The sequence below is a fragment of the Methanococcus maripaludis C5 genome (assembly GCF_000016125.1).
Classification (GTDB): Archaea; AGJL01; Methanococci; order Methanococcales; family Methanococcaceae; genus Methanococcus; species Methanococcus maripaludis_D.
Map to the genome: position 1 here is coordinate 1,212,585 of NC_009135.1, position 21,127 is coordinate 1,233,711.

Consider the following 21,127-nt stretch of genomic DNA (forward strand, 5'->3'; position numbering starts at 1 on the left):
GTAATGAATTGCTAACGCAATTCATTCAATTAAGCTTAGATATTAACACTCAAAACTATGTTTCAATTGCTTTCGCAGGTCGAGACCTGCTCAGACGTTTCTCGAACCGCCAAGATTGATTTTATTTTTTAGAGTGTTGGCAGTTCTCCGGAACGCCACGCAATTTAGGAACTTCCATAGGTCATGCCTGGCTTATATACCCTTTCGGGTATAAATCGCCATGCGATAATTAGAACTTAGCGTTTATTGATTTATGCCCCTTCGGGTCTGGAACACCCAAAGACAGTTTACTTCTTTTTTTATTCGTTTATTCTCTTAGTAACTAATAGTAACTAATAGTTACCTTTATATATTACGGAGTACATACATAAGAAGTAAGTAGAACAGGGGAATAAACAAAAAAATATTATTCTTCGGTTAAAACTTAAAAACTCCAAAAAATAAAACTCCAAAACTCAAAGAGGTCATAAATATGTCAAAATCAGTTCAAGAAATCATAACAGAAAAAATAATTGAAAAGTTAGAAGCTGGAATAATTCCATGGCATCAACCTTGGTATTCAAAACCCGCTATAAATTACGTATCCGGTAAAGAATACAGCGGAATAAATAGATTATTACTTGACGGCGGCGAGTATTTAACATTTAAACAAATTCAGGAATTAGGCGGTCAAATAAAAAAAGGTTCAAAAAGTCATATGGTAGTATTCAATAAGCCAGTAGGCGTTAAAGATGAAAAAACAAACATCGAAATAGTAACCGGATGTATAACAAGATATTACAGAGTATTTTCAATAAAGGACACAGAAGGTATAGAAACAAAACAAGCACAGCCAAGAATCAAAGAACATAAACCCATAGAACAAGCAGAAACAATAATAAAAGGCTATGATATACCAGTCCAAGAAATAGAAAACAGTAACAGAGCAGTTTACGAAAGCGAAGCCGATAACATATATATACCACACAGAAAACATTTTGAAAACATAGAAGAATTTTATTCTACCGCATTTCACGAAATAGGACACAGCACAGGGCATAATTCAAGATTAAACAGAAACGAAGTAGTAGGATTTTGTAAATTTGGAAGTTCAAGATATAGCAAAGAAGAATTAACCGCTGAAATAACTTCAGCATATTTATGTGATTATTGTGGATTTTTACCGAAAACATTCGAAAATAGTGCAGCATATATTCAAGGATGGTTAAAAGTTTTAAAAAATGATAAAAATATGATTTTCCACGCTTCGGCAAAAGCCCAAAAAGCGTTAAATTATGTTTTGGAAAGTGTAGAAAAAAATAAATCAAAAATAACAGAAACAGTAACAGAAATTAAAACGGAACTTAAAACAGTTAAAAAAGGTCAGGCGGATTTATTAGATTTTATTAAAAATCAACCTGAAAAACCCTTTTTAAAACCCGAAATAAAGCCGGAACCAATAAAAGAAGAACCAAAACGAATTAATTTAAAATTAGCCCAAAATTTAGAAGCAAAAGCGGAAAGCCTGAACGCAAAAATTGAAAAAAAATTAAATTGTTTTTCAGGTTGCAACATGACCCGAAGACGTGCAAATTTTAGAGAAAGTGCAAGAATAGACGCGGAAAACTTAAAAAAAGTACAAAGTGTTTTATTTAATTTGGCAAAACTCCACAGAAGCGGAGAAATTAAAAAAGAAGTTGAAAATATAAATGCAGTTTCACAAGTTGAAATATTATTATGCGAACACGTCAAATATAAAACTCCAAACGATATTAAACCGGATTATGGAGAATGGGCAAAAGAAGAGATTTTAAAAAGATTTAAAATGTTTAATAAATTAAATATCCATTCTCAAGAAGATTTAAACGAAACAAGAACTATTTTAAAAAGTTTAATTCTTGAAGAAAGCCAGGAAGAAAAAACAAAACGAGAATTGCAAAAGCTTGAAGATGAACTGATTGGAACTAAAATTCCGGGATTCTTCCCAACTCCAAAAGAAATTATAAAAAATATGATAGATCAGGCAGAAATAAAAGAGAATGATAAAATTTTAGAACCCTCCGCCGGAAAAGGCGATATTGCAGAGTTAATAAAAGAAGAAACCGGAATAAAAGCGGATTGCATAGAAATAAACCCAAGATTACAAAACATATTAAATAAAAAAGGTTTTGAAACCTTAGAAAGTGATTTTTTAGAATTTAATGGAAAATATGATAAAATTATAATGAATCCACCTTTTGAAAAGGGTCAAGATGTGGACCACGTTAGACACGCATATAATTTATTAAACAATGGGGGAAAGCTTGTTTCTATTATGTCAAATTCCGTAACCTTTAGAAGTGATAAAAAATATGCTGATTTTAGGAACTGGCTTTCCAGTATAGGCGGATATATTGAAGAACTCCCCGAAAACGCATTTAAAAAAGCTTTCAATAGTACAGGCGTTAAAACGTGTCTTGTAGTACTTACAAATTAATTTTTTTAATTTTTTAAAAACTCCAAAAAATAAAACTCCAAAACTCAAAGAGGTCATAAATATGTCAGAACTTGCCTTGTATCCTTCAGGTTCTAAAAACTGTAAACCAAGATTCAAAGATGAAAACGGAGAATATTATATTTTATCAACTTCGAAAGCATGTTTATTAAGAGAAAAAGACGGAAAATTTATTTCAATTAAAAATTTTGTATTTCCATTAAATATTAAAGAAGAAATCTTGATTTAAAATTTTTTGCACCAGTTACAGACTAATTTTTAAATTTTCTTCTTTTGAAAATTATTTTTTAAATTATTTTGAGAATAATTTTCTTTGAAATTTTTTTAAGATATTCTGATTCTTTAATTTAACAATAACTATATGATTAATTAAGTTACTATTGGTTACTAAAAAGTAAAAACGTGATAACATGAAAGTGATAAAAGTAAATGATGAAGACTATTCATTTATTGAAGATGAAAAAAAGGATTTTGAAGAAAAAAACGGTTTTGAACCCAACATACCACAAATAGTATCAAAATTGATTAAAGAACTTAAAGATTTAAGAAAACAGAACAAATAAACTATTTCTTCAATTCAAAAGAGCTTAAAGAGAGTAATAAAAATTACTCAAAGAGGTCAAGCTCTAAATTAAAAACTCCAAGATAAACTTTATTTTTGAAGTATTTATATTTTATCAAATTTCGCTCTGGTACATAGCCGATATCGGTTACACCTTCAGAAAAAACTACTTTTCTGCTGCATTCAAAATATATTTTTCTTATAAGACTTCAAAAATTCCAGGAACAGCTCCTGAAGAAAAATTTTAATCTTTGGAAAATCCTTTAAATTTAATTTAAAAGATAAATAAAAGTTTTTCTTATAGTAAATTTTTATGGGTTGCAAAGTTTTTCTATACGTAATTTAATTAAAAATTTAAACGAGTTTAATTCATAATCTGTAAAATCATCAAAAAATCTTTTTACATCTCTTGAATTTAATTTATCAACGATTTCATTAAATCTTTTATCAAAATTTACATATTGAGGGACATGATTAATACGTCCAAATATGTTTTTATTTTCCAAATATTTTCTAAACATCAAAATTAGCCAATATTTTGGGGCTTCAGAATCACTACTCCAATAACCCTCATTTAAAGGCCATTCTGGAGGTTCATAAACATGGGTCCAAACATTTACATCGTGTATCGTATCATACTTTTCATAACTGAAAATTTCAAATACGAGGTTAAAATAATCTTTTCCAAATTCTTCTTTTTCAATATAATACATCAAATCATACATTGTTTTTAAAATTATATTTTTTATTTTTGCCTTATGTATCTTTGTTCTATCTGCTTCGTTCGAACTGCATAATCTTACAAATGTTAAAAGCATGTTTTGAATATATGATCTTAAATAAATTTTTCTATTGGGAATATTCGGATATTTTAGAATATAGTTTAAAATATCTTTATGAATATTAGTTGTGTTTTCCATCACTTTTTTCACGAATACCTCGTTATCTCCCCCTAACTTTGAGTGCTCACAGGATAAAAAATAATTTTTTAAAAAGTACCCTTGTGAATTTAATTCGGGGCTGAATTCTTTTAGATACATAAAGTCCTTTTTTATTTTTTCTGCATGGATATTTTGAAGATGGAGGATATTATCAATATTTTCTTCGGAATAAAATTTTGAGTATTTAGATAAACTGCGTAAAAATTCATCAAAACAACCACTAAAACTAAACCAGTTGTTTTTTTCAACAAGATTTAATGCGATATGCATATTTAGAAGTATTAGATTTAATTTAACGGGATCTTCCAAATATTTTTTAAAAAATTTAGTATATTCCTTAAAAACAATTTTATATTTATAGGTTTTTTCAGAATATGCAAACAAATCCACAAAATCTTTAAAAATAACTTTTGAACGTTCCAATACTTTATAATTTTTATCGGATAATTCAAAACGTTTTTCTTGAAGTTTACGCCTCATAACATTTACTTTTTTTTCTTGTTCACTTGATTCATCCACCAATTCATTCATTTTAGCCAATTCTTTTAGGTATTCTTCTTCAAGTTCATTTACAGATATTTTTAATTTTAAGTTTTCATTAATTAAATCAGATAATTCGTTTTCTGAATTAACATCTACGTCTTCGAAAATTTTTTTAACAATTTTTTCAAAACTTACGCTTCCAATAAGTTTTTTAAGCCGATCGATAACTAAAAGGGGCATTAAAATTATACTTAAATATAAAATCAAAATTCCAATAGAAATATTCCAATAATTTAAAATTAAAACAGATACAAAAGTTAAAGTCCATGAACTAAGTATACTAACACTTATCTCGTTTTTCAGAACGTATTTTATGGAATTTCCAATATTTACCTCCTTAGAAAGTCCGATTGTGATTGCCAAAACTGTAAAATATATGCCCAGTAATCCAATCATCAAACCGATAAATATAGAAACTGCAGTATCGTGAGAGATGATATCAAATGAAAACGATAAAACCCATAAAAAATTAAAAATTAAACTAGGGACTACAATTAGAAATATTCCTAAAATAATTAAAAAACATATAAAGAATAAGAATATTAATCCCATACCCGAAATTATTCCAAAATCCATTTTTTCCCCATATAAACGTTAAAAAAACAGTGTAATTTTTAATATTTATATCTAGGAGAATGGATTTTAATAATTTTAAAAAAAAGCATTTTTTTCTATTTTACAAAAAGTCAAGAGAGGAATTCTTGACATTTTGAAGATTTTTCTTCAGGTGGTCGCCCAAAAAAAAGAAAACTTCTAAATACTAACAAACAATAAACTATCAAATCATAAAGTATATAAAACCCACATAAAAAAAATTAAAAAAAGTTAATTTATTTTATTTCCATCTTCTTTTATATCCTGAAGATTTAGGTCTAAATACAACTACTGCACCACAAAGTAGAACAATAACTGTAAGCATTCCCCCGGGAACTGAAGTATTTATTTCTTCAGAGTATGGAATAAAAGACAGGTAATCGTTTATATCATCTAAGAAATCCGAAGCGAACAAAGAAATAAGTCCAAAAGCTACATCGTTTTTTTCTTCATATTCAGAAACAAGTATTTCAGCAGTATCTTCAGCACCGTAGTAGCATTTTTTTGAAGCTTCAAGATAATCGTTTGCTTCAACTTCGTAAAGATAAGCATTTGTTTTTGCTTCCCTTACTTCAGCAATATCATCAGTTTTTACACCGCTAAGCGAATCGATAGCAGCTTGATATTTTGTTGCTGCCATTTTTGCATATTTAACTCCAAGAGTAGAATCTTTAAGTTCACATTTATCTTGCCATTCTTCAGCTTCTTCTTTTTTATCGGAAAGTGTAGCAATATCTGACTCAAAGAGTGTTTTTATTGTACTCATTTCTGAAACTGAAATTAAGCCATCTTCTAAAAATTCATCAATCTGTTCAGAGTGTTCAGCAGTAATTGATTCGTAATTACTTCTAACTGAAATCGAAGGTCTTGCAATATACCATACTGGATATGATTGATCTGCTTGGGTATCATAAATTTTACCTGTAACAAGCAAATAAGTATAGATTTCAACCGTGTCGTTATCCGCAGTATATGGAATTACCTTATCAACAATTCCATCTTCATCAACATCAGGTATAGAAGCCCTTGAATCAAAAGATAAACTGCAAGTTCCATCCATGTGGTAATTTATGGCAACAAGTCTAAACCTTACATCTTGAATTTTTGAATCGTCTGAATACGGCAGTAAGTTTTTAGGATTATTTAATATATTAAACCTGAATCTTGCAGGGTTTTCGAATTCGTGAACCATTGTAGCATACAAAGGAACTACAAAGTTATTTACTGCACCATTTGAAGCAGTTTTGAAGGGAAATAATTCACTCCCGAATATTTCTTCAAATTCAGCACTTACACCGGATTCATAACCGTTTACAGGGTGCTGACCGACATATATAAAATCATCAGCGTTTCTCGTTGTATAAATCGAGTCATAACCATATGATTCAGGCGGTTCTTTCCATCTGGCGATATCATCTTTTGATTCCCATTCTTCATGTTCTACCATATCCCATGTAGCATATTCAACAGATTCTTCCCAAATGTAAATCGTATGGTCTATTTTTACCCTAACTTCAAAATCTTCAACTTCAGCATTTAAAATTGAGTTCATTTGAGAAACTGTAACGAGTCCACCATCAACAATTGAAGAAATTTCTTGATAGTTATCATCAGGGGCTTTTAAAATTCCTATAAATGTATGTGAGCTTGATTCTGAAGAAACATTCAAATCATCTAACACATACTGAGAAACCACGATATCTCCTTGAACGACCTGAAAAGTAACTCTCGTAATATTTGTATATCCTTTAATATCTAAAGAATAACTTTCTCCATCAACTTCTCCGGTTTTTTCTGATATTCCCTCTAAATCTGTTGAAATTCTCGGAGTTGTTACAGTAATTTGAACTGGAAATACTGAAGCACCGTGAATATTATTTGCAACTTTAAACTCTGAAAGAGTTAAACCGCCCTGTTTTTCTCCTGAAACAGAACAAATTTCAGGTTCTTGAGCAACAGCTTCCATAATATATTGAATTGATTCCATCATGTCTTCAGTTGCAGTTTGCTTATCTCCAAGTATATTAGTAACTGCTTGGTCTTCAGCTTCAGATTGATTCATTGTAGAAGCGTCTGAAGTTATATTTTCTTTTGCTCCAGTTGTAGGATCTACTACAAAATCACTATCTGCAATTAAATTTGAACGGTCAATAACGTAATTAATTAATGAACCTAACCAGTTATCACTTGTAAATTCAATGAGTGATGCATTAACCGGACACATTGAACCAAGTACACAAAAAATTAATAAAAGGGTTAGCTTTTTATTCATTATTTACCACCCTTTTTACCGTCTTTTTTTACAATCGGCTTTTTAATGGTTTTTAAAGGTTTTTTACCTTTTTTTCTTCCAAAGACCACATACAAACCTAAACCTGAAATAATTAAAATTCCTGCGATTTTGTAGTTATCATAAACCAAAGTAATTACTGTATCAATTATTCCATCATCTAAATCAATGAAAGGAATAAATGAACCACTTGAACCGATATTCAATATTACACTATCTGAATAGATTTCAGTTAAACCGGATTCTTCTACCAGATAAACCTTCAAAGGTAGTGAATAGCTGTCATAGTCTAAACTATCAAGCAAGGTAAATGACAGTGATTGAACTTTAGAACTTCCTGGAGAAATTGAAAAATCTACTTTTGTAGAATTAACTAAAGGAGTTCCTTCAATCGTTAATCTGTAATATTGGGGTTCTGAAAATGGGTTTTCAATACTTACGGTTACAGTTCCAGTACTTCCTTCACTTGCAGTAATTGTTTTTGTTGTCAAAGAAACAGGATTAGCCACATTTACATCAATGTAAGTGTTGATTAAATCCCCTGATTGAATGTAAAGTTTGTAATCTCCGGTTTCTTCAAAGTCGATATTGAATTTATGAGTTTCAAAACCTTCAAGCGTATATGAATCAGAATAGATTATATTTTCATCTGAATCTTCAACTTTTATAGTAACAGTTCTTGTTTCCCCTTCAGTTTCAATAACTGTTAAAGAATTACTTCCAATACACCAGTTAGGAACTGTTAAAGAGAGTGGAAGTCTTACTATTTCGTAATCAATTGTAGTATCTGTTACAAACTCCGTACCAATTGAATTATAACCTGTAACCCTTACAGCTAAACTATTTGTACCTAAAATAGTTCCAGAATTAATTTTTACATTTACTGTTTTTGCATTTGTAAGGTCATCAAGTAAATAATAACTATCCTGTTTTGAAATTTGAACATTTGAAGAATCCCTGACATCTAAAACTTCCTGACCTGTCAAGTATAACTTAACACCGTAAGCATTATCGTTTGGTTCAATGTTTAGTGCGATATTCACTTCAGAATTTGAATAAGTTGTAATTTCGACAGGAGTATTTGAAATTTTAAAAAATACTGATTCAGGGTACATTCTAACAGATATTTCTTCAGTAATGTTACTTACTGTAAAAGATTCTGTTTCATTCCAAAAACCCGATTTAACGAATGTAAATTCATACGTTCCATCAAGAACATCTAATAAATCCCCATCTGAATAATTATTAAAAAATGTTCCATTTTTATAAACGCTTACATCAGTCAATCCACCTTCTGAATATTCAATACTCAAAGGAATAGACCTAAAAGGTAATTGCATTGTATAATCTTCATCCATAACCACAGATTCAGTATATGTAAATCCATCTTTTTCAACTGTTATTTCATGTGTTCCAGTTGCAAATTGAATTATATCCCCATCATCAAACGTTCCTAATAAATTATCCCCATCATAAACATTAAAATCGTTTACAACAGATTCAAACGTTATATAGTACAGTTCAGGCGGTGCAATCATTGTATAGATACTTGAATAACTTGAAGTTGAATCATAAACGAAATTTCCAAAGATAACCACAGTATAGGTCATTCGGGAAACATAACTCGAACCATCAAGAACTAAACGCAAATCGTTAGTTATTGCAGATGTGGGAGTTTTAAACACAGGAGTCGTACAGGCTACATCGTGGGAAGTATGAATCATATTTCCGTTTAGATAAATATCGTCCCCCGAAAATTGACCGTGATTAGGAAAGAGCATCATGTAAAACGTTTCAGGAACTGTTGTATTGATGTAAATATGATCCTCGACATAATCCCCACCAAGGTCGTAACTCCAAACACCTTTTAACAGCCCATACGGTGAGTATTGACCATTTATATATGGCGAAAACTCCCCATTGAACGGAATTTGTAGGTAATCTGCACTAATATAATTACAGAATCGACCTAAATCTTTTTCCGAAGCAAAATAAATTGTGTTTCCATCTACACCAGTAACAACAGGCAGATAAGCAACAAAATCTATATTTTCAATAATTGTTATCGTTGCTTCCGTAGTCATGGCACTATCGTCCAGTACAACACAGTAACTAGACGGAGTACAGGTTTCGGGAACCGTCAAATATTCCGCATTTACGGAACCCATTACACCCAGTAAGAATAGTAAAAAAAGAAGAAAGTGTTTTTTCATTTTTGAATCACTTCCTTATTTCCTGTTAAATCCTTTTCCTTTTGGCATATTGCCGATAAGTGCTACAATGAATACAACTGCAATTAAACCAAAGAATACTTTATTTTCAGTAAAAATATCTACAATATCATCGCCTTCAGCGTAAGCAATCAATATTGCAGTTTGAACATCTTCGGTTTCTTCAGTTGTTGTAGTTGTAGTATTTTCTTCTTCAGTTTCTTCTACAATTTCAGACATTGAAACGTTAATTTCAGTAACTCCTGGAACTGTGAGGTTCATTGAAACGTTTTCATATCCTGTTTTTGAGAAAGTTAAGTAGTACGTACCGTATGTAAGGCTTAATACTTGTGAAGTGTTATCGTAAGTACCTAAAAGTACGCCATCTTCGTAAACATCGCATTCTTCAACGTTTGCGTTAATTTGTACTACGTATTCAGTTAATTCAAGTGTAACGTTACATTCAGTTGCTACAGTTGGGTCTACTTCAACAGTTTCGTTATCATAGTATTCTTTAACGAGGGTAATGTTTTGAGCTTCATCTGTTATATTCAAAACACCTGAATCGTTAATTGTACCAAGTAAAGTATCATCTGAAGAATAAACTTCAATTTCGTTAATTCCATTCGTATTAAAAGTTACATCGGTAGCACAAGCTGGTAACACGCAAGAGAATAAAACCATTGTAACTACAAGAATTTTTTTCAAATTTTCTTTCATTTCTTTAAACACAATTATCACCTCTTAATCTCTCATAGCAATTGCAAAGTATAGTACACCAGTAAACGCTAACGCAATCAACTGATATTCTGGAATCATTAAAGCTTCAACCTGAAGGTATCCAAAGACATACATTATTACTAATAAAAATGCAATTCCAAGACCTTCGACACCTGAAATATTTTTACTTTGTTTGAAGTTCCTTTTTCCTGAAATCAGGACAACAAACATACACCCGATTTCAACGAGTACAGCAGTCCAGAAATCAGCAATAAACGTATTCTGTAAGTAAATAATATCAACCATTACCGCAGTTCCGAGTAATGCAAAGAGAAACTCAAGCCAGGAAACTCTCCCATTTCCGGCAAATTTAATTTTTTGTTTTGAAAAATCCATTTTTTGCAAAATTACACCTCATTTTCCACCATAACATAATGACAGGGCAGTTATATCAATTAATAAATAAACAAATCCGGCAGGAATATTCGCAAACGCATCAATACCTGGTAACGTCATTGTTACAAAAGTTATTACTGGCTGACTTAAGGTCAAAGCTTCAAGAAGGATACCTAAAAATCCACCTGCACCTTTTCTGAATGATGTAAAAAACAAAATCATACAAGTTGCAAGAATCCCTAAAGTACCGCCCATTTGGAAAACAGCACCTATAAGATTACCAATTATTGGAATTGCAGAAACGGCTACAAATCCACCATTTACTAAAGACATTCCAATCCCAACAAACAACAAAAGAACTCTAAAGTTTCCAAAACGAGACCTTCCATAGTTCCGATATGTTGGATTTCCACCACCATAGCCCAAAATTTCACCTCCAACCTTTCTTTTTATAATTTGAATTGTAATTAGAATTATAATTGTTGTATCCCCTTTGTCTTAATTTTATAGACCAGAGAATTCCTATAATTATTAAAGAAAAACCGAATACCGTTGTAATCTGTTCAGGAGTGCAGTATTCTGAAAGCGTTGGCAACAGGGAACAAGCCCATTCTATAAAATTATCCTGAAGGTACGTTGAATTGACATATACACCCCCAACAATAATTAACAAACTTGAAAAGAAACCGAGTCTAATCCTCAAATATTACAACCACCTTTAATTTTAATCAAATATTTAACTACAATTAAAATAGAGCGTGGAATGTATAAAAACGCTATTAAAATACGCCAATAAGTCGAATAAACCAATAAATGAATAAAACTAATAAATTAATACGTGAATAAATGAATAAATTTAAAAAAAGTATTAAGATGAAAATATAACATCTACAAGCTCATCAAATTCTTTAAACCTTGTATCGTGTTCATCATCCTTAAATTGGCTATAAAATTCAACACTTGGAGCTTCAACACCAATATTTATACCCATTACAGAAATAGTTCCTTTTCTTAACACATAAGCTTCAATAAAGAAAGCTCTACCGTCTTTATCTAAAAGCGATAAATCAGGGGTAGTTGCAATAATAAGAGGAACAACAGTTCTTACCATCTGCAAAATCTTCGCAAATGCTTTATTTATTTTAGTTGCTCCATCCCTTTTATAGAAGTATTTAGCGATATCATCAATAAATACGATATCTAAATCCCTTCTACCTTTTAATTTTTCAAAGTCGGCTTTTGTTTTGATAAATACGGATTTTAAACCTAATTTTTTACATTCTTCATGCATTGCAATTAAGTGAGTAGTCTTAAAAGAACCACGTTTTCCATCGATACAGATTGAAATATGTTCTTTTTCAGGTCTATACATATCTACAAGTTCAAGTATAGATATTTCCGAATCTGAAAAATCAATTTCTACATCAAAACCTAAACTTTTTGCAAGAGTATGCTCTTTCATCAAACTTAAATCGTATTCACCATATAAAGCCGAATTAACCATTATTTCGTTTCCTCTTTCATTCTTTCATTTTCAAGTGCTGAAATAAAGCTCTTAAATGAGTTTTTATCCCCTGTTGCTTTTATATATATCGGGTAAAGTTCGGGTTTTAAAGAAACGAGTCTTCTAAGTCGGTTAGCCATCCATATTGTTCTAATTTTTTTACTCACTTTTGCCATCGCAGACATTAAAATATCGTTATCTCTTGAAACATATTCAAAGGACATAAAACTATTGACCAGTATTTTCAGTTCCATCTCCGTCAGGCTCATTAATATCATCCTTTTCATCTTTTTTGAATATGTCTATTCCTTTATCAAAGAAATCTTCAATATCTCCGAGAATGTCTGTTGCATTTTCCATTGCGAGAGGGTTTAAATCTCTTGCAATTTTCTCAACTGCCACAGCCGTAAACTCCTGAGCTTTAATTGATTTTTGATATTTTTCATTATAGAACTTTTTAGCCCAGTTATTAACTTCTTCGGCAATTGTTTCAAGGTTATCGTGTAAAAATATTGATTCAGCAACCGTTTTATTCATTATTTTACTGAAATCTATTGTTACAACCCCGTGAATCCTTCCAAAATAATCTTTTACCCAATCAACGAATTTTTCAAACCATGTTAAAATCCTGTTGATTGCAGTTGATTCATTGTAAACTTTTTCTTCAGTATCGTGAAGCTCAAATGAAGTAACTTCATAAAGGTCTTCAAGGTTTCCAGTCATTGGATTTATATACTTAGTAGCGTTTACGTGTGGCATTCTCAAAACCCTAATTTTTCCATCATCCCATCGAACACGAGCAATATCTCTTTCCCAAGATACAGGAAGGATTTTAATATCTCTCATGTTACTTTTAAAATTCATGTACCAAATGTTGATGTATTCGGGCTTGGAAAGCTTAAAACCTAACGAATAACCGATTATTAAAGCTAATGGGTATATCCAGTTGAAATAAGATATTAAATAAAGCAAGTTCCAGTTTGAGAAATCAAAAAACGGCAATTTTAAAACAAATTTCCATTTTTCAATCGTTAATACTTCGTACATACTGAAAGGTAAGCCATATTTAATTGAAAGCATTGCAGCAATTAACCCTACAAAGCCCAAAATTAAAACATAACAGCCTTGTTTCCAGTAATCAATTAACATTCTTTTATAAAGCAGTTCTTTAATTGTTAATTGTCCAAATACTACCAAAAAGGCAAATAAAAAACCGGACTGAAGACTTAGAAACCCTAAAGCATTTGATGAAGCAATATAGAATTTCTGCTGCAAAGTTAAAGGAGTTGCAAACTCTTTTACAATTGCCATGTTTCCACCCTCTTTCCAAAACACAAAACAGAAACGACCCGATTTTAATTGAACTGAGTGAAATTCTTTATAGTTCCTTCCGGGGTCTAAAGTAATCTCGGTATTCCTTTTAGAATAAATATCATATGCGGTCATTGTAACAGAGTGAGAATTTGAGTTATAAATCTCAAAGTTAAGCTCTTTTGTAGTTGTATTATACTTAAAAGAAACTATATCACAGCCGTCTACCGTGTAAATATCACTTCCTGAAGAATCAGTAAAAGAATTTAAAGCTTCATAACTTGAAACATCTGAATAGTCTTCTCCTTCATCTGCTGTAACATTTGGGATAAAACAGAGTATTATTAAAAATAATAATTTAAGCTTCATTTTCCCAATCTCCAAGAGGATTTAAATCATACTTTGAGGATTTTTGAGAAATCATTCTAAAAGTACACTCTCCTGCTTTTTTTATTAATCGAAATCCTAATACGTATCTTTTTCTTGTTTCAATTCCAACTGAAACAGTTACATCGATATCGTCAGAATCGTAAGTAATTTTAGCTTGGTCTAAAATATCCTCAATCGAGTTCTCAATGTTGCAGGAATCCTTTAAATATCTTATTCTACTTTCAGCAAGTTCTTTTAGCTTATCATTTACATGGTAAACGCTCTTGTCTTCAAGGATTTCTTTATTTTGAACTTTAGGTACGAATATCATGTTTTCACTCGATAACTTCGACATTCTCAACGGTAAGACCATTTCGGTATGCCAGAACAATTTTATCGACCATAATAGAGTTATCATCTTCGTCAAACAAAGATAATTCTTCAGAAGTGCCGTCAGAATAAGTTACACGTACTTCAGAAAACACAAGGTCGTTATCTTTTCGGTACTTTCGGTATTCAAGCCACGAAAAAAAGCCAAGAAGACAGATACCGATAATAAAAAAACAAATGTATTCGATAACAGAGGTTTTAAGGAAAATGCCGCAAATATACCCCACTATAATGTAAACTAAAAAGAAAGGAATATTTTTTCTTTTGATTGAATTAATAGTTTCCATCATTTCACCATTAAGTTTTTTTATAGCTTGAATTTACAAATCATTCGTTTTTTAAATCCGGTTGTGAATTTAAACTTAATTTTGTTCACATTTACAAAAAATATAAATATTAATTTTACAAATGTTTAATTAGTCCTGTTTTAGCATTATTGGATTATTGTGGACCTCAAAGTTGAAAACGTTTAAAATCAATATTATACCCCAAACAGGACTCCTGTTTTCAGCTTTTAATAATTAATAACTTTTTTACCGGTTTTTAGTTTGAATTCAATTTTTTCGATTTTATCCCAAATGTGTATGGTATTTATAACCCCAATTAAAGAATTATGATGGCGAGAAATCGCTATCAAGTCCACAATAATTCGATAAATTCAGGAATTTGTCGTTATTTTTTATTTTTATTTCTTTTTTTTCGGTTTTATTGCAATCACAAATGGCTAATACTCCAATTTTCAAATTTATATTACTCTGAGTTTATTTCTCGGAGGTATTTGGGGGAAATAGTATAGGTGGTAGTGGTTTTATCTTTTTAGGCCATTTATTTCGAGGGGATTTAAATGGCCCCCAAATTACGATTTTTAACCCGATGTACTGGTTTTGATATATCTAAACATTTAAATACTACTATTTTCAGAAATTATATTTGCCCGAAGTGGGAATTTTCGGGTTAGGGGAGTGTAGTAATTTTTAACGGTTCCATACGTCGTGGAACAGTTCAATTTCTGGGGATTTTTGAATTGTTCCAATCCTTAACTTTTTTTAATACGTTTTTCAAATTTTTTAAAATTTAAATCCAATCTAGTCGATATGCCCGATTAAAGGCATAAAAACCTACACAAATCATTTATATAGTTCGAAAATTACTTTTTATTAGGTCCTGAAGTTCCAGATGAAGCAGAGATTATATATTCAATCTGGATTTCAGGACTGTATGACCTCAATTTACATGCTCAAAGCCGATACACTAAATTTGTGCCATTTAATGTATCAAATAAACCGAAACAGACAGATTATTACCTCATATCAGATACCACCCTTTCAAATTACCGTGTCAATTCTGCCCTAATTTCGCAGATCGGGGCAGAACTCTGGAATTTTATAACTTTTTTTAAAATATTTTTAAACTTCAATTCTAAATCTATCGCTCATTATCATTGCATTGTGGTATATTACGGTCTTTTCTTCATCATTTGCATGAATACAAAGCCATTTACCGTCTCTATTCACAACAGCCATTACATTTTGATTAATTTCTTTTCGATTTTTTAGTTGGTAGATAATTCTCTGAAGTTCCCTATCAGTTACAGGAAACTTTTTTCTGTCAATTTTCCTTTTTCTGAAATTTTTAGCCATTTTTCACCGAATATTTTTTAATAATCTCGTTTAACTCATCACAAACTTTTTTTTCGTCTTTTCGCAAAACTACAAAATTTCGAACATATGTTACGTGTATTTCTGTATTTTCAGTCACATTTACACCAAATATTTTGAGATATAATCTTGTACGGCGTTATCAAGCAGAACAAAAGTACAGTTATCCGCAGATTTTCTATACCAATCATAAAACTGGATAATTCTTTGAGAAATTTCACAGCCTTCTCTTGCTCTCCTGCCAACTTCCTTTCCGTGTTCTTCACTCCATTTTATAATTTCTTGGATTGTATCCATTTCACCACCATTTTACAAGATTAAAGTCTGTTGCCCTTTTTTCTGTTCAAAAACATTCACATCGTAAGGAACTTTAAGAATTTTTAGTACCTTTGCAGCGGTTTTATTGCCCAGTTGAGCGGCTAATTGATAAGGATTCTTCTTTATGTCTTCCCTTGATTTCAAACCAACATCATAGAGTTTTCTTGCTTTTACTCGACCAATTCCTTTTATTTTCAAAAGTTCAACAAGTTCTTCAGAAGCCCCATATTTAAGCCGGACATCGATATTTGAAAACTCATTCCAGTAATCTTTTAGGTTTCCCGAAATTCTAAGAAGCTCTTTAGCTGAATACATCATCCAGTTCATTTGCTCTAATTTGTATCGTAAAATTCCCGGTTCTACTGCGTAATGTTCGTGGATTTCTTCGTCTGATTTTTCAGAAATCCAAGCTTTAAACAGTCTTGAATAGAAGAAATCATCAATCAATTCATCATCTGACTCATAACCTAAAGATTCAAGCTCATTTCTAATATCTGAATCATTATCAGGCATTCTCAATTTTGGTTTCATTTCGTGAGTTCCTGAGAGAGTCAATAATATATGGTCTTCAAACGAATAGTCTTCAAGTCCTGCCAAACCGTTTAAAATGTGTATTGCGGAACTTGGCGAGATATAGAGTTCAGATACCCTACAACCTAAAGCCGTAACTTCAAGGATTTCATTTTCAGGTCTTAACAATTTAGCATTTTTAAAGTCAAACAGGATTTCTTCAACAGTTCTTTTAATTTTTTGAAAATCATCGTACTGGTACGCATAGAACGTATTTTTTAAGAATTTGAATAATTCTGTCTTGGTTCTTGTAATATCAGACGCAATCAAACCTAAAACGTGCTTTTCTAAACTTTTATAGTTGGCAATTCCTGAATAGATGTGTTCAGGGTCTCCGTTTAAAAGATTCAAAGCTTCAGTAATATCGCCTTTTTTCTTCAGAACAATTATTCCCTCACCATAAGGGTCAAGCCCGGGTCTTCCTGCTCTACCAATGCACTGCTGAATTTCCATAACCGGAATAAATTTCATTCCTTTTTCAGAAAATCTCTTAACGTCTCGGATTATTGCCCTTCTACAAGGAAGGTTTAACCCTGCTGAGAGTGTTGGAGTACAGCAAATAACTTTTACAATTCGATTTTTGTATGCAGTTTCAACAATTTTTCTCTGTTTTGTCGTGAGTCCTGCATGGTGAAAGGCAATTCCTTTTCTAACGCAGTCGGAAAGAGTTTTAACAGTTTTTCCCTCTGAGTCTGATTCAAGAAGGTCTTCTGCAACTTCGTTTAGTTTTTCAATTTCTAAGGGGTGTAAATACTTCCTTACATCGTGCTTTTTAGCTTCCCCGACTGCGTTTCTTTTTGAAGAACAAAAGATTAAACAAGAGCCTTCTTCTTTTGCCGTATCGATAACTAAATTATTTAATGGGTTTTTATGTTCATTTTCAACCTTCTTTTCTTCTGAATTTGTGTATTCAATTACATTTTCAAAGAAAGTAGCTTTTCTAAGCTCAATAGGTCTCCAAGTGTCAATAATTAATTTAGCATTTAACCAGTCTGCGAGTTCTCCGGGATTTCCAACAGTTGCCGAGAGTCCAATAATTTGTAAATTTAACGTCTTTAGAATTGTTAAAACCACTTCTAAAGTAGCCCCCCTTTCACCGTCTCCGATTAAATGAATTTCGTCTACTACCACACATGAAACGTCTTTTAGCCAGTCTATTTTATGCCTGATTAATGAGTCGAGTTTTTCTGAAGTTGTTATGATTAAATCGTACTTATTGAGGTCTTCTTTTGAATCAAAATCGCCAATTGAAATACCTATTTTAAGACCATATTTCTCGTATTTTTCCTTGAATTCTTCGAACTTTTCAGTAGCTAAAGCTTTTAGTGGAACAATGAATATTGCCTTTTTTCCGGTTGGTTCTTTGTTTTCATTTAAAAGGTTATTTATGAAAGCCATTTCACCGATTAAGGTTTTTCCACTTGCTGTTGGAATACATACGAGGAAATTTTTAGTTTTGTCTAAAAGTCCGTTATCTAAAACTTTCTTTTGTGGCGGTCTTAATTCTGTAATTCCAAAATCTTTTAAAACTTCAAAGACACTCATTTTTTCACTTCTTCATCATCTTCAATCGGCTCGATAGTTTCAAACTTAACAAATTCGGTATCATGCGAACAGCGTTCAAATGAATAGCTTATACGGTGATTACAACGTTTACAGACGTGGGCAAATTCTTCATAATCATAATCCATTAAAGAATTACATTCAGGACATCGGTATATACCATTTAAAGCCTGTCTAATCCTTTCTACTGCATCACTAAAACGGTAAATTCCCCTTTTTTGACCGAAATCAGACTCCAATTTAACAATCAAATTATTTCTTTGAAGCTTTTCTCTAAGGTTTTTAGTAGTTCTATCAAATTTTACGACAGTAGCACCGCCATAAATAATAGTTTTAGTGATATCAAGAGACAATTTCCACCATTCAGCGAACTCTTGAAGCAAACTCTCCCCATCAAGTTTTATAGGTCTAATACCTTCAAACTGGAACCCATATTTTAAATAAGACTCAGAAATCCCAAGCAAAATGCTTTCATAAAGAAGTTCCGGGTCTTCAAATTTCAACCAGTTTCTTGAAGCATCTTTCGACCAAGTAAACTCGTGTCTGTTAATCCCTGCACCCTTTTGATAACGTTTAAATTGAATCGGAATCGATTTTAAGTTTTTACTGTAATATTCTGTCTGAGTCCAGTCTCCACACCTCAACATATAGTTTGATTTTCTTGTTTCAGCAATATATTCAAATTGAACCTGGTCGCAGCCTAAAAATTCGACATCGACCTCAGCCTGTTTTACTGAAACTTCAACCAGTGAAGTGTAATCGGTCTCCTGTAACTCTAAATCCCTTGCAAGTTCTTCAATATCCAAATCAAAAATTTTCTTCAGATATTCTGAATAAATAAACTTAAGCTCTTGCACGTGGTCTGAGAAAGTAACACACATTTCGTTTAAAAGCTCTTTTTCATCGTTTAGATAAATCGGAAGAACGTTTGTAAACTTGTATGTGTCTTCATAGGGGTTTATTCCCTTCTGTTTCATGTAGAGCCTGTTAAAATTACAGTAAGCATAACCCACGTATGGTGCAGTAAAAGAAAGTGTTAAATCTGAAATCACTTCCCCCTCTTGCGACTCTATCGGGTCAGAACTCCACCGTTCAGTTGGAAATTTTATTCCCATCGAGTTCTTGTTACTGTAATCAAAGACCCTTACAATATTTTTTGGAAATTTCTCTTTCCATTCGTGAAATGCCTGTTTATTGTGGGATTTACCGATATATTTAAAGAGAAACGGGCAATATACAGTAAATACAACCCTATCGAGTACAATTCGTCTTGAAACATCCTCATCATATTGAACAGTTGCAGGAGGAATATTTTCAAGAGTTATCATTTAATCACTCTTGATGATTAACAAAACATCTTCTTCAGTAAGTCCCAAGTCTTTTCCTGCACTAAGCATTGTAGCTTTAGAATGGTTCATAGCGTTCATTCGTTCAATCTCTAAAACTGCTTCGTTTTCAGCTCGTTTCAAAATCTTGTTTTTCAAGTCTTCACTTTTCGTAACAGTTGCAAGAAGTCTCGCAAAATCCCTGTAAGTCATTTTAATTGACTTAGCCTGTTCTTTTGAAGTACAATCTGCATGACTTGAAAGTACAACGTAACCACAGTTTTCAGGGTCAGTAACACAAGACGTTACAACTCCATCTTTACCTTTTGTTACAGCTTTTGCAGGGTAAAAAACGACTCTTGACTGTCCGAAATTAAGCCTATCGGGAAGGTCAAATTTATCAAGGTTCATTACTTGCACATTAACCACCGATAATTTTTTCAGCTACTTCTTTCGCAATTCCGTAATCCCTTGCTGCTGCTAAAATAGTATTTGGAGACAGCCCATTGTTTTTCATTGAATAAAGTTCTGAAATCTTATCTTTTGCGTACAAATCGTCAAGCATTTCTTTAAATCCGTTACCTTCATTGTAAGCTTTTACAATATCCATAACCACTGAAACAGACAATTGAACGTTAAACTGTTTGTTTTTGTCCTGTTTAACTCCGTTGTTTACATTTTGTGTAAAAAGCCTTACTGTACCTTTTTTATCAAAATCCGTTTCGTAAATGGGCTGTCCAGTTTTTTCGTCTACTTTATCAGTTTTTACCTGACCTCTTGAAACGTGGATTTTTCCAGTTTGAAAACCTGTATCGTAGTTAAACCATCTTTCAGTTACTGTTTCATGTTTTTCAGACATTGCCATTCACCTTTTTTATATGGTAGTCTCCATTTTCGAAGTAGACCTGTATTCTATCTCCTTCTTTGAGACCGTTTGATTTTGTTTTTAGTTCGTATATTTTCTTTGAATCATCTTTTACGAGAAATTGATTTTTTAAAATGTAATTATTCGATAATTTGTTAAATTTGGAATCATAAACCGCTATTTTGCAGTTTTTAGTCTGCTGTCTCATGACGACAGTGTATTCCTTTATTTTTGAGGTCTTTGGAAGTTCGGGATACATTTAATCATCCTTGTTTTCACCTTCTTTTATCGTGATTTTTACTTTCTTTCCGATTAGTTTTTTAGGTAAAGTTACATGTCCGGTGTTTCCGGAGGGTTTTACCTGTTTTATGATTGTTTTTTCTTTCATTATCGCCTCTTTTGATATGGATTTTAAATGAGGGGTGGGGGGCATGTTTTGTGAATACAGACGTATATTTTTTATTAGTAGTCTGTCTTTTCACATACTAATCTGTGGATATCCATCTATAAAAATCTTTCTGTATT

Annotated in this window: 23 protein-coding genes; 3 read left to right on the forward strand and 20 right to left on the reverse strand. The window is 31.7% G+C overall.

Annotated features, from left to right (window positions below; all coding sequences use genetic code 11):
- Positions 1–472 precede the first annotated feature (472 nt).
- The 3 genes from MMARC5_RS09520 (at position 473) to MMARC5_RS09695 (ending at position 3,036) form a co-directional block, all read left to right on the forward strand.
- Complete coding sequence (locus MMARC5_RS09520; RefSeq protein WP_011869016.1) at positions 473–2,455, forward strand: zincin-like metallopeptidase domain-containing protein; 1,983 nt, start codon at positions 473–475, stop codon at positions 2,453–2,455.
- A gap of 61 nt (positions 2,456–2,516) precedes the next feature.
- Positions 2,517–2,702 (forward strand): hypothetical protein, encoded by a 186-nt coding sequence (locus MMARC5_RS06420; RefSeq protein ID WP_048058504.1) that lies wholly within the window; start codon positions 2,517–2,519, stop codon positions 2,700–2,702.
- Positions 2,703–2,883: 181 nt separating this feature from the next.
- On the forward strand, positions 2,884–3,036 hold the full coding sequence (locus MMARC5_RS09695; protein WP_011869017.1) for a hypothetical protein: 153 nt from the start codon (positions 2,884–2,886) through the stop codon (positions 3,034–3,036).
- 310 nt (positions 3,037–3,346) lie between these two features.
- Here the strand turns inward: MMARC5_RS09695 and MMARC5_RS06425 are convergent, their stop codons facing one another.
- The 20 genes from MMARC5_RS06425 to MMARC5_RS09605 form a co-directional block, all read right to left on the reverse strand.
- On the reverse strand, positions 3,347–5,095 hold the full coding sequence (locus MMARC5_RS06425) for a hypothetical protein (RefSeq protein WP_011869018.1): 1,749 nt from the start codon (positions 5,093–5,095) through the stop codon (positions 3,347–3,349).
- Positions 5,096–5,354: 259 nt separating this feature from the next.
- Entirely contained in the window at positions 5,355–7,385 is a 2,031-nt protein-coding gene (locus MMARC5_RS06430) for a hypothetical protein (protein WP_011869019.1), read from the reverse strand.
- Positions 7,385–9,616: a DUF3244 domain-containing protein gene (locus tag MMARC5_RS06435; protein ID WP_011869020.1), complete on the reverse strand. Its 2,232-nt coding sequence runs from the start codon at positions 9,614–9,616 to the stop codon at positions 7,385–7,387. The genes MMARC5_RS06430 and MMARC5_RS06435 overlap by 1 nt, the downstream gene beginning before the upstream one ends.
- Positions 9,617–9,631: 15 nt before the next feature.
- A complete protein-coding gene (locus MMARC5_RS06440) occupies positions 9,632–10,345 on the reverse strand; it encodes a PEGA domain-containing protein (protein WP_155810382.1) in 714 nt (237 codons plus the stop codon).
- 12 nt (positions 10,346–10,357) lie between these two features.
- Complete coding sequence (locus MMARC5_RS06445) at positions 10,358–10,729, reverse strand: hypothetical protein (protein WP_011869022.1); 372 nt, start codon at positions 10,727–10,729, stop codon at positions 10,358–10,360.
- Between the two features lie 18 nt (positions 10,730–10,747).
- The gene (locus tag MMARC5_RS06450; RefSeq protein ID WP_011869023.1) at positions 10,748–11,155 is read right to left on the reverse strand and encodes a hypothetical protein; all 408 of its coding nucleotides are present in this window, start codon (positions 11,153–11,155) and stop codon (positions 10,748–10,750) included.
- Positions 11,156–11,597: 442 nt separating this feature from the next.
- Positions 11,598–12,233, reverse strand: a complete 636-nt coding sequence (locus tag MMARC5_RS06460; RefSeq protein WP_011869024.1) for a hypothetical protein — start codon at positions 12,231–12,233, stop codon at positions 11,598–11,600.
- Positions 12,233–12,457: a hypothetical protein gene (locus MMARC5_RS06465; protein WP_011868025.1), complete on the reverse strand. Its 225-nt coding sequence runs from the start codon at positions 12,455–12,457 to the stop codon at positions 12,233–12,235. Before MMARC5_RS06465 ends, MMARC5_RS06460 begins: the two co-directional genes overlap by 1 nt.
- A gap of 4 nt (positions 12,458–12,461) precedes the next feature.
- Positions 12,462–13,913: a hypothetical protein gene (locus MMARC5_RS06470; protein ID WP_011869025.1), complete on the reverse strand. Its 1,452-nt coding sequence runs from the start codon at positions 13,911–13,913 to the stop codon at positions 12,462–12,464.
- Positions 13,903–14,244 carry a hypothetical protein gene (locus MMARC5_RS06475; RefSeq protein ID WP_011869026.1) on the reverse strand — a complete coding sequence of 114 codons (342 nt, stop codon included), beginning with the start codon at positions 14,242–14,244 and terminating at the stop codon, positions 13,903–13,905. The genes MMARC5_RS06470 and MMARC5_RS06475 overlap by 11 nt, the downstream gene beginning before the upstream one ends.
- 4 nt (positions 14,245–14,248) lie before the next feature.
- On the reverse strand, positions 14,249–14,590 hold the full coding sequence (locus MMARC5_RS06480) for a hypothetical protein (RefSeq protein ID WP_011869027.1): 342 nt from the start codon (positions 14,588–14,590) through the stop codon (positions 14,249–14,251).
- 1,119 nt (positions 14,591–15,709) lie between these two features.
- Positions 15,710–15,943, reverse strand: coding sequence for a hypothetical protein (locus tag MMARC5_RS06485; protein WP_011869028.1), 234 nt, complete (start codon positions 15,941–15,943; stop codon positions 15,710–15,712).
- Positions 15,936–16,061, reverse strand: coding sequence for a hypothetical protein (locus MMARC5_RS09930; RefSeq protein WP_269208414.1), 126 nt, complete (start codon positions 16,059–16,061; stop codon positions 15,936–15,938). Before MMARC5_RS09930 ends, MMARC5_RS06485 begins: the two co-directional genes overlap by 8 nt.
- Before the next feature lie 2 nt (positions 16,062–16,063).
- A complete protein-coding gene (locus tag MMARC5_RS06490; protein WP_048058506.1) occupies positions 16,064–16,258 on the reverse strand; it encodes a hypothetical protein in 195 nt (64 codons plus the stop codon).
- Positions 16,259–16,270: 12 nt separating this feature from the next.
- A complete protein-coding gene (locus MMARC5_RS06495; RefSeq protein ID WP_011869029.1) occupies positions 16,271–18,394 on the reverse strand; it encodes a DEAD/DEAH box helicase in 2,124 nt (707 codons plus the stop codon).
- Positions 18,391–19,740, reverse strand: a complete 1,350-nt coding sequence (locus MMARC5_RS06500) for a hypothetical protein (protein WP_011869030.1) — start codon at positions 19,738–19,740, stop codon at positions 18,391–18,393. The genes MMARC5_RS06495 and MMARC5_RS06500 overlap by 4 nt, the downstream gene beginning before the upstream one ends.
- Positions 19,741–20,148 (reverse strand): hypothetical protein, encoded by a 408-nt coding sequence (locus MMARC5_RS06505; RefSeq protein ID WP_011869031.1) that lies wholly within the window; start codon positions 20,146–20,148, stop codon positions 19,741–19,743.
- Between the two features lie 10 nt (positions 20,149–20,158).
- Complete coding sequence (locus tag MMARC5_RS06510; protein WP_011869032.1) at positions 20,159–20,596, reverse strand: hypothetical protein; 438 nt, start codon at positions 20,594–20,596, stop codon at positions 20,159–20,161.
- Positions 20,589–20,861 carry a hypothetical protein gene (locus MMARC5_RS06515; protein WP_011869033.1) on the reverse strand — a complete coding sequence of 91 codons (273 nt, stop codon included), beginning with the start codon at positions 20,859–20,861 and terminating at the stop codon, positions 20,589–20,591. Before MMARC5_RS06515 ends, MMARC5_RS06510 begins: the two co-directional genes overlap by 8 nt.
- The gene (locus MMARC5_RS09605; protein ID WP_012193440.1) at positions 20,862–20,990 is read right to left on the reverse strand and encodes a DUF2080 family transposase-associated protein; all 129 of its coding nucleotides are present in this window, start codon (positions 20,988–20,990) and stop codon (positions 20,862–20,864) included.
- Positions 20,991–21,127: the final 137 nt, after the last annotated feature.

Excerpts from the sequence above, each read along its gene's own strand:
- MMARC5_RS09520 (WP_011869016.1), top strand. The coding sequence starts at position 473 with ATGTCAAAATCAGTTCAAGAAATCATAACAGAAAAAATAATTGAAAAG.
- MMARC5_RS06420 (WP_048058504.1), top strand. The coding sequence starts at position 2,517 with ATGTCAGAACTTGCCTTGTATCCTTCAGGTTCTAAAAACTGTAAACCA.
- MMARC5_RS09695 (WP_011869017.1), top strand. The coding sequence starts at position 2,884 with ATGAAAGTGATAAAAGTAAATGATGAAGACTATTCATTTATTGAAGAT.
- MMARC5_RS06425 (WP_011869018.1), bottom strand. The coding sequence starts at position 5,095 with ATGGATTTTGGAATAATTTCGGGTATGGGATTAATATTCTTATTCTTT.
- MMARC5_RS06430 (WP_011869019.1), bottom strand. The coding sequence starts at position 7,385 with ATGAATAAAAAGCTAACCCTTTTATTAATTTTTTGTGTACTTGGTTCA.
- MMARC5_RS06435 (WP_011869020.1), bottom strand. The coding sequence starts at position 9,616 with ATGAAAAAACACTTTCTTCTTTTTTTACTATTCTTACTGGGTGTAATG.
- MMARC5_RS06445 (WP_011869022.1), bottom strand. The coding sequence starts at position 10,729 with ATGGATTTTTCAAAACAAAAAATTAAATTTGCCGGAAATGGGAGAGTT.
- MMARC5_RS06460 (WP_011869024.1), bottom strand. The coding sequence starts at position 12,233 with ATGGTTAATTCGGCTTTATATGGTGAATACGATTTAAGTTTGATGAAA.
- MMARC5_RS06465 (WP_011868025.1), bottom strand. The coding sequence starts at position 12,457 with ATGTCCTTTGAATATGTTTCAAGAGATAACGATATTTTAATGTCTGCG.
- MMARC5_RS06470 (WP_011869025.1), bottom strand. The coding sequence starts at position 13,913 with ATGAAGCTTAAATTATTATTTTTAATAATACTCTGTTTTATCCCAAAT.
- MMARC5_RS06475 (WP_011869026.1), bottom strand. The coding sequence starts at position 14,244 with ATGATATTCGTACCTAAAGTTCAAAATAAAGAAATCCTTGAAGACAAG.
- MMARC5_RS06480 (WP_011869027.1), bottom strand. The coding sequence starts at position 14,590 with ATGGAAACTATTAATTCAATCAAAAGAAAAAATATTCCTTTCTTTTTA.
- MMARC5_RS06485 (WP_011869028.1), bottom strand. The coding sequence starts at position 15,943 with ATGGCTAAAAATTTCAGAAAAAGGAAAATTGACAGAAAAAAGTTTCCT.
- MMARC5_RS06490 (WP_048058506.1), bottom strand. The coding sequence starts at position 16,258 with ATGGATACAATCCAAGAAATTATAAAATGGAGTGAAGAACACGGAAAG.
- MMARC5_RS06495 (WP_011869029.1), bottom strand. The coding sequence starts at position 18,394 with ATGAGTGTCTTTGAAGTTTTAAAAGATTTTGGAATTACAGAATTAAGA.
- MMARC5_RS06500 (WP_011869030.1), bottom strand. The coding sequence starts at position 19,740 with ATGATAACTCTTGAAAATATTCCTCCTGCAACTGTTCAATATGATGAG.
- MMARC5_RS06505 (WP_011869031.1), bottom strand. The coding sequence starts at position 20,148 with ATGAACCTTGATAAATTTGACCTTCCCGATAGGCTTAATTTCGGACAG.
- MMARC5_RS06510 (WP_011869032.1), bottom strand. The coding sequence starts at position 20,596 with ATGTCTGAAAAACATGAAACAGTAACTGAAAGATGGTTTAACTACGAT.
- MMARC5_RS06515 (WP_011869033.1), bottom strand. The coding sequence starts at position 20,861 with ATGTATCCCGAACTTCCAAAGACCTCAAAAATAAAGGAATACACTGTC.
- MMARC5_RS09605 (WP_012193440.1), bottom strand. The coding sequence starts at position 20,990 with ATGAAAGAAAAAACAATCATAAAACAGGTAAAACCCTCCGGAAACACC.